Source organism: Streptomyces odonnellii, from assembly GCF_000981895.1.
Lineage (GTDB): Bacteria > Actinomycetota > Actinomycetes > Streptomycetales > Streptomycetaceae > Streptomyces > Streptomyces odonnellii.
This window is the reverse complement of sequence record NZ_LATD01000432.1, coordinates 1-5,858: the sequence shown is the minus strand read 5'-3', so window position 1 is coordinate 5,858 and position 5,858 is coordinate 1. Positions and strand designations below refer to the sequence as shown.

The window sequence follows — 5,858 nt, the reverse complement described above, 5'->3', positions numbered from 1 at the left end:
GGCCGGTACCGGGGGCGGGGCCCGCTCACGCCGCCGCGTCGCCGAATTCCCGTACCGCTTCCTCGACGATCGCCGCCAGCCGGGCGTGGTGCGCGCCCCGCCAGTACACCCGCCCGCAGGCCCGGCACTGGGCGAAGACGTCGTACGAACGCTGGGTGCCCTGTTCGAGCCGCTCCTGGACGGAGTTCTTGTCCGCGGCGCCCAGTTCGCCGTTGCAGGCGGTGCAGCGGGTCCAGGGCGCGAGGGCCGGCGCGAAGCGCTCCAGCACGTCCCGGAGCTGGTCGTCGGGGCGGTCGCTGTAGATGTACGCCCCTGCCCAGATCTCCCGCCGCCGCAGCAGCCCCCGGTCCCGGGACAGCATCACGCGGCGCTCACCGGCGGAGAGGGTGGCCAGCGCCGGGTCGCCGAGGTCCTCGCTCTGGTACGCCGCGTCGACGCCCAGCAGCCGCAGCCGCCGTGCGAGCGTGCCGAGATGGACGTCGAGCAGGAAGCGCAGGGGCGCGCCCGGCACCCGCTGCGGCCGGCTCACGGCCCGTACCTCGACCGACTCGCCCGCGGCCGGGATGTGCGCGACGGACACGTCACGGCCGTCGACGAGCAGCCGCCCGACCTCGGTGAGCGGGACGCCGAGCGATTCGACGGCATGGCCGAGCGTGGACGAGCCGTCGGTGAGCACGGCCGTACGTCCCTGACGCCGCTCAGCCGCGACGAAGAGGCGCAGCTCAGGGGCGAAGCTGATCTCGATCTCCGGTCCGTTCACGCCGTCAGGATGTCACTGGACGAGGGGGACGGGCCAGGGGATTCAGGGCCGCTCGGGTCTGTGTCATGGCTGAGCGCGACCCGGTCCGGCCGGACGTCAGCCGCGTCCGGCTTGCGTCAGGCCCATCCGGTCGGTGCCAGTTCCGTCCGGCTCACGTCAGCCGCGTCCGGCTCACGTCAGTGTTATCCGGCCGACGTCAGCCTCATCCGGCCTGCGTCAGCCTCATCCGGTCCGTGTCAGCTCGGTCCGGCCGATGTCAGCTCCGTCCGTCTGTGTCAGTCCGCTTCGGGCCGCTCCAGGTCCAGTTTCCAGTTGTTGCAGCGCATCACCTGCCCCGGTGGGTACTCGAAGTCGCATTCGCCCTGCAAGGAGAAGCCCGCCCTGCGGCACAGCGCGTTCGACGGCGGATTGTCGATCGCGGGGAACGCGTGCAGATAGCGGTGCTTCTTCTCGGCGCGCACCCGCTCGATCACGGCTGCGGCTGCCGCGGCGGCGATGCCCCGGCCCTGGTACGCGGTGAGGACGCCCCATCCCGTCTCGTACACCAGCCGCCCCTGCCAGGTCTGCTCCCAGAACCCGATCGTGCCGACGGCCTCGCCGCCCGGGAGCAGCACGACGCGGAACATCCGGCCCTTGCCCGTCTGGTCGGCGCTCAGGTCGACATACCGTCTGTGCCGCTTGACCACCTGCTCGTCGGTCTCGGGGCCGCCGAGGTGGGTCATCAGCTCCGGCGCGTTCGTGGCGCGCAGAAGATCGAGATCGGTCTCCGACCATGGTTCGAGCCGTACGCGCGGTGCTTTGCTCTCCATGTCACGCACTGTAGGACGAGGGTCTGACATTCGGCCCGAATCGGTGCGGGGAGCGGCGCGGGGCTGTGGACAACCCAAGGCGCTGGACGGTTGTGGCTGTGGGTGGGGCGGGGTGGCGGACGGCTCGGGGTGGTGGACCCCCTTACGGACCTTGGCGGGCGTACGCCGTCGGGGGGACGCCGACCGTCGCGGTGAAGTCGCGGACGAGGTGGGCCTGGTCGCTGTAGCCGAGTTCGGAGGCCAGCTCGGCCCAGTCGACCGCTGAGGCGCTGCCGGTGCCACCGCCACTGCCGGTGTCGCTGCCTGGGCCCGTGTCCGTGCCCGTACCCGTACCGGAGCTGGTCCCTCCGCCCGCGTCCGACTCGGCCCGTTCCAGCGCCTCATGGATGCGGTAGCGCAGGATCACCCACTTCGGCCCCACCCCTACATACGCCGCGAACAGCCGTTGCAGCGAGCGCGTCGAGACTCCCTCCGCCGTGGCGAGCTGGGCCACGCGCCGGATCGTACGGTCCGTCCTGATCCGGTCGGCCAGTGCCATGGCCTGGTCGGCCTGCGGATCCGGGTGCGGCCCGATGCCCAGGAGATACGAGTCGAGCGCGGCCACCCGGGCGTCCTCCCCGGACCCACGGTCCTCCCCGGACCCACGGGACCCGCAGGACCCGCCGGCCTCACGGGACCCACGGGACCCGCCGGCCTCACCGTGGCCGAGCACCGTCTCGATGTCCGCCTCCGTCGTCGGCATGACCTCGCCGAGCGGCACCCGCCGCCCTGTCCACTCCGATACGGGCCACCGCGGCGCGAACGGCCGGAAACCGCCCGGCCTGAACTGCACCCCGCACACCCGGCCCCGCCCCTCCAGCCGCTGGCTGAACAGTTCCAGGCCGATGCCCGCCACCTCCGCGAAGGACGATCCGCCGGGCCCGTACCCGAACCGCTGGAAGACCACGTTCACCGACGGGTGCGGCACCACCTGCGAGACATACGGTTCGTCCAGATCCCAGTCGATCAGCCAGTAGTGCTCCAGATACGGCCGCAGGGGCGGTGCCGGTGCGCGGCGCCGGAACCGTACGCGCGCGAAAAGCCCCGGGGCGTCGACGATGCCCCGGGTGTCGCGCCGCGGACCTGCCATGGCCGGATCCTATGCCGCGTTTGTCGGCCATGTGGTCCGCCATGTTTGCCCGCTGTGTTTGTCCTCCGTGTTTGTCCTCTGTGTTCGTCCGACGTGACCTGTCGTGTGTGTTCGTCCGACGTGACCTGTCGTGTTTGTTCAAGACGGCGGGCGGTGGCGATTCGTACGGTCGGGACATGAGCGACAAGATCAGCAACATGTTGGAGGCGGCGGCCGACCGTACCGTCACCGTCGTCCGTGGCATAACCGATGAGCAGCTCGGCGCGCCGACGCCGTGCAGTGAGTACGACGTACGCGCGCTGGCGGCCCATCTCTTCCAGGTCGTCGTGAACTTCCAGGCGCTCGCGGCGAAGAAGGACGCCGACTTCACGGTTCCGCCCGAGCCGCTGGAGGGGGCGTGGCGCGAGCGGTTCGCGGAGGAGACCGTACGGCTCGTCGAGGCGTGGGACGCGCCGGGCGCGGACGAGGGCACCACGGGGGCCATGGGGTTGCCGGCCAGGACGGTCGGCGCGATGGTGCTCGGCGATCTGACTCTGCACGGGTGGGACCTGGCGCGGGCGACGGGGCAGCCGTACGAGCCGGCCGGGGTGCTTCTGGATGTGGTCGGGGAGGAGTTCAGGGCTCTGGCGCCGATGGGCCGGGAGATGGGGATGTTCGGGGAACCGGTGCCGGTGGCGGAGGACGCCACCCCGTTCGAGGTACTGCTCGCCGAGACGGGCCGCGACCCGGGCTGGACGCGGCCTTAGCCCTGTCCGACGGGTGCGTCGGACACGGCCTGGGCGGTCGGCGCGCCCCGGACCCCGTTGGGCGCTCAGGGGGTGGCGGTGTGCAGGGGGCGGCCGCCGAGGAGATTCCACCGGCCGCCGCGCCCGCTGAGTTCGACGGCGGACAGCGGCTGTATGTCGATCCGCCAGAACGAGCGCGGGCCGGCGCCGAGGGCGTGGACCACGGCGGCGCGGATGATGTCCGGCTCGGCCACGGCGATGACGCGCCCGCCGGCCGCTGATTCGGAACCGAGCGCGTCCAGCCAGTGGGCGACGCGGGTGTGGAGGGCCTCCAGGGACTCCCCGCCGTGCGGCGCGGCGGCCGGGTCGGAGAGCCACGCGGCCACCGACTCCGGTTCCGCGGCGGCCACTTCGTCGAGGGTCCGGCCCTGCCAGCGGCCCATCGCGCAGGGCGCGAGGTCCGGCAGCGGCTCGGCGTCCAGACCGAGGACCTCGGCGGTACGGCGGCAGCGCGCCGAGGGGGAGACGTACAGGGTGGCGGTACGGGGGAAGCTCTCCCGTACCGCTTCCGCCTGCCGGAGCCCCAACGGATCGAGAGCGTCCGTCACGTCGGTCGCGGCTCGGGCGGTCCCGGCGGTCTCGGCAGTTCCGGCGGTTCCGGTGGTCCCGGCAGTTCCGGCGGTGCCGCAGGTGTCGGAGGTGCCAGAGGTGCCAGAGGTGCCAGAGGTGCCAGAGGTGCCAGAGGTGCGAGAAGTGCCGGTCACGGCGGTCACGGTCCCGGAGCTGTCGGTCCCGGCGGCTTCGGTCCCGGCGGTGTCGCTCCCGGAGGTCGAGGGCCCCGACCGCGCGGTTCCGGACCCGGCGGTTCCGGACCCCGCGGTTCCGGAGGCCGTGATGTCGGACCCCGTCCCCTCAGCGGTGGCGAAACGCGCCTCGCGCAGCGCTGTGCTGATGGCCGGTGAGATGAACATCACCCGGGTCGTCATGCGGCTCTCCTCGCTCCAGGGCTGCCTGGCCCGCGCTCCAGGCCTGCCGGGCCCGCCAGTTGGGCCGGTCTTCCGGTCGGGCCGGTCCCCGGGCCGGGGTTCTTCCGGGGCCTGCCGCCGGTCGGGGCCGCACCGAAGGGCCCTTGGCCGGTCTGACGGATCGCGGTACCTTCACGTCCGTATGTACGACGGCGGGACGGAAGTCCGGTGAGAGTCCGGCACGGTCGCGCCACTGTATGCCGGGTGCCGGCCGCCGCGTAACCGCGCGGTGGGGTATGGAGCCCGGTCAGTCAGACCCGACGGCCGTCGTTCGAGCTCCACTGAATGGGACGCGAGTTCCCCAAGGAGGTTCCGTCATGGCTGAGTCCATCGCGCCGCCGGTCGTTCCGTCCGCCGCCACCGGCGCCATCAACCCGGTGACACCGCTTCCACTGCGCGCGGTGCTGCCGTGGGCCGTGTTCGTGGGCACCCTGATGCTGGTCCTGCTCTATTTCGTCGGTGCCGAACAGGGCGCCACCTCGGTCTTCTCGGGAGCGGAAGTGCACGAATGGGTGCACGACGGCCGTCATCTGCTCGGCTTCCCCTGCCACTGACCGTTGACGGAGATCACGCGCATGCATGCCTCCACCGTCAGAACCCTCCTGGTCCGCGGCATGGTCGCGGGCGTGCTGGCCGGACTCTTCGCGTTCGCGCTGGCGTATGTGGCCGGTGAGCCCTCCGTACGGGACTCCATCGCGCTGGAGGAGACACAGTCGGCACCGGCGGCGCACGAGCACGCCGGGCACACCGCGGCGGCAGCGGAGGAAGAGGAAGAGGAACTGGTCAGCAGGCCGGTCCAGTCGACGTTCGGGCTGGCCACCGGTGTCCTGGTGTACGGAGTGGCCCTGGGCGGCATCGCCTCGCTGGTCTTCTCCGTCTGCCTGGGCAGGATCGGCCGGTTCGGGCCGAGGGCGACCGCCGCGCTGATCGCGGGCGCGGCCTTTACCACGGTCTATCTGGTGCCGTTCCTGAAGTATCCGGCGACTCCGCCCGCGGTGGGCAACCCGGACACCATCGGCAAGCGCACCACGCTCTTCTTCCTGATGATCCTGCTCAGCGTGCTGCTGGCCGTCATCGCCGTCATCGCGGGCCGGAGGCTCGCTCCGCGACTCGGCAACTGGAACGCGTCCGTTGTCGCCGGAGCCGGATATGTGGCCGCCGTGGCGGTCGCCTGTCTTGTCCTGCCCGCCAACTCCGATGCCATACGGGAAACCTTCCCGGCGGCTCTCCTCTGGGAATTCCGACTGGCCTCGCTGGGCGTACAGGCGCTGCTGTGGACGGCCTTCGGGCTGATCTTCGGGGCGATGGCGGAGCGGGTGCTCGTGCCGCGGGCCGCGCGGGCCGCCTCGGGGGCGGAAGCGGGCTTGAGCGGATCCGTACGACCCTGACCCGGCGGGTGCGGGGGAGGGC

At 72.0% G+C, this 5,858-nt stretch carries 7 protein-coding genes; 3 read left to right on the top strand and 4 right to left on the bottom strand.

Annotated elements, in window-relative coordinates; all coding sequences use genetic code 11:
• Window positions 1–25: 25 nt before the first annotated feature.
• The 3 genes from WH07_RS31990 to WH07_RS31980 all read right to left on the bottom strand — a co-directional run bounded on the left by WH07_RS31990 (window position 26) and on the right by WH07_RS31980 (window position 2,698).
• Window positions 26–760, bottom strand: coding sequence for a Mut7-C RNAse domain-containing protein (locus WH07_RS31990; protein WP_046507919.1), 735 nt, complete (start codon window positions 758–760; stop codon window positions 26–28).
• Window positions 761–1,035: 275 nt separating this feature from the next.
• Entirely contained in the window at window positions 1,036–1,569 is a 534-nt protein-coding gene (locus tag WH07_RS31985) for a GNAT family N-acetyltransferase (RefSeq protein ID WP_046507917.1), read from the bottom strand.
• Window positions 1,570–1,711: 142 nt separating this feature from the next.
• On the bottom strand, window positions 1,712–2,698 hold the full coding sequence (locus tag WH07_RS31980) for a helix-turn-helix domain-containing protein (RefSeq protein WP_046507915.1): 987 nt from the start codon (window positions 2,696–2,698) through the stop codon (window positions 1,712–1,714).
• A 176-nt stretch (window positions 2,699–2,874) separates the two neighbouring features.
• Here WH07_RS31980 and WH07_RS31975 point away from each other — a divergent pair, with 176 nt between their 5' ends.
• Window positions 2,875–3,444, top strand: a complete 570-nt coding sequence (locus tag WH07_RS31975) for a TIGR03086 family metal-binding protein (protein ID WP_046507923.1) — start codon at window positions 2,875–2,877, stop codon at window positions 3,442–3,444.
• A gap of 65 nt (window positions 3,445–3,509) precedes the next feature.
• Here the strand turns inward: WH07_RS31975 and WH07_RS41855 are convergent, their stop codons facing one another.
• Complete coding sequence (locus WH07_RS41855; protein WP_052744626.1) at window positions 3,510–4,409, bottom strand: histidine phosphatase family protein; 900 nt, start codon at window positions 4,407–4,409, stop codon at window positions 3,510–3,512.
• A 356-nt stretch (window positions 4,410–4,765) separates the two neighbouring features.
• Between WH07_RS41855 and WH07_RS31965 the strand changes: the two genes are divergently transcribed.
• Complete coding sequence (locus WH07_RS31965) at window positions 4,766–5,002, top strand: CbtB domain-containing protein (protein ID WP_046507911.1); 237 nt, start codon at window positions 4,766–4,768, stop codon at window positions 5,000–5,002.
• Window positions 5,003–5,023: 21 nt separating this feature from the next.
• Window positions 5,024–5,836 carry a CbtA family protein gene (locus WH07_RS31960; protein ID WP_046507909.1) on the top strand — a complete coding sequence of 271 codons (813 nt, stop codon included), beginning with the start codon at window positions 5,024–5,026 and terminating at the stop codon, window positions 5,834–5,836.
• Window positions 5,837–5,858 lie beyond the last annotated feature (22 nt).

Coding starts and splice junctions, on each gene's coding strand:
- WH07_RS31960 (WP_046507909.1), top strand. CDS start 5,024: ATGCATGCCTCCACCGTCAGAACCCTCCTGGTCCGCGGCATGGTCGCG.
- WH07_RS31975 (WP_046507923.1), top strand. CDS start 2,875: ATGAGCGACAAGATCAGCAACATGTTGGAGGCGGCGGCCGACCGTACC.
- WH07_RS41855 (WP_052744626.1), bottom strand. CDS start 4,409: ATGACGACCCGGGTGATGTTCATCTCACCGGCCATCAGCACAGCGCTG.
- WH07_RS31965 (WP_046507911.1), top strand. CDS start 4,766: ATGGCTGAGTCCATCGCGCCGCCGGTCGTTCCGTCCGCCGCCACCGGC.
- WH07_RS31985 (WP_046507917.1), bottom strand. CDS start 1,569: ATGGAGAGCAAAGCACCGCGCGTACGGCTCGAACCATGGTCGGAGACC.
- WH07_RS31980 (WP_046507915.1), bottom strand. CDS start 2,698: ATGGCAGGTCCGCGGCGCGACACCCGGGGCATCGTCGACGCCCCGGGG.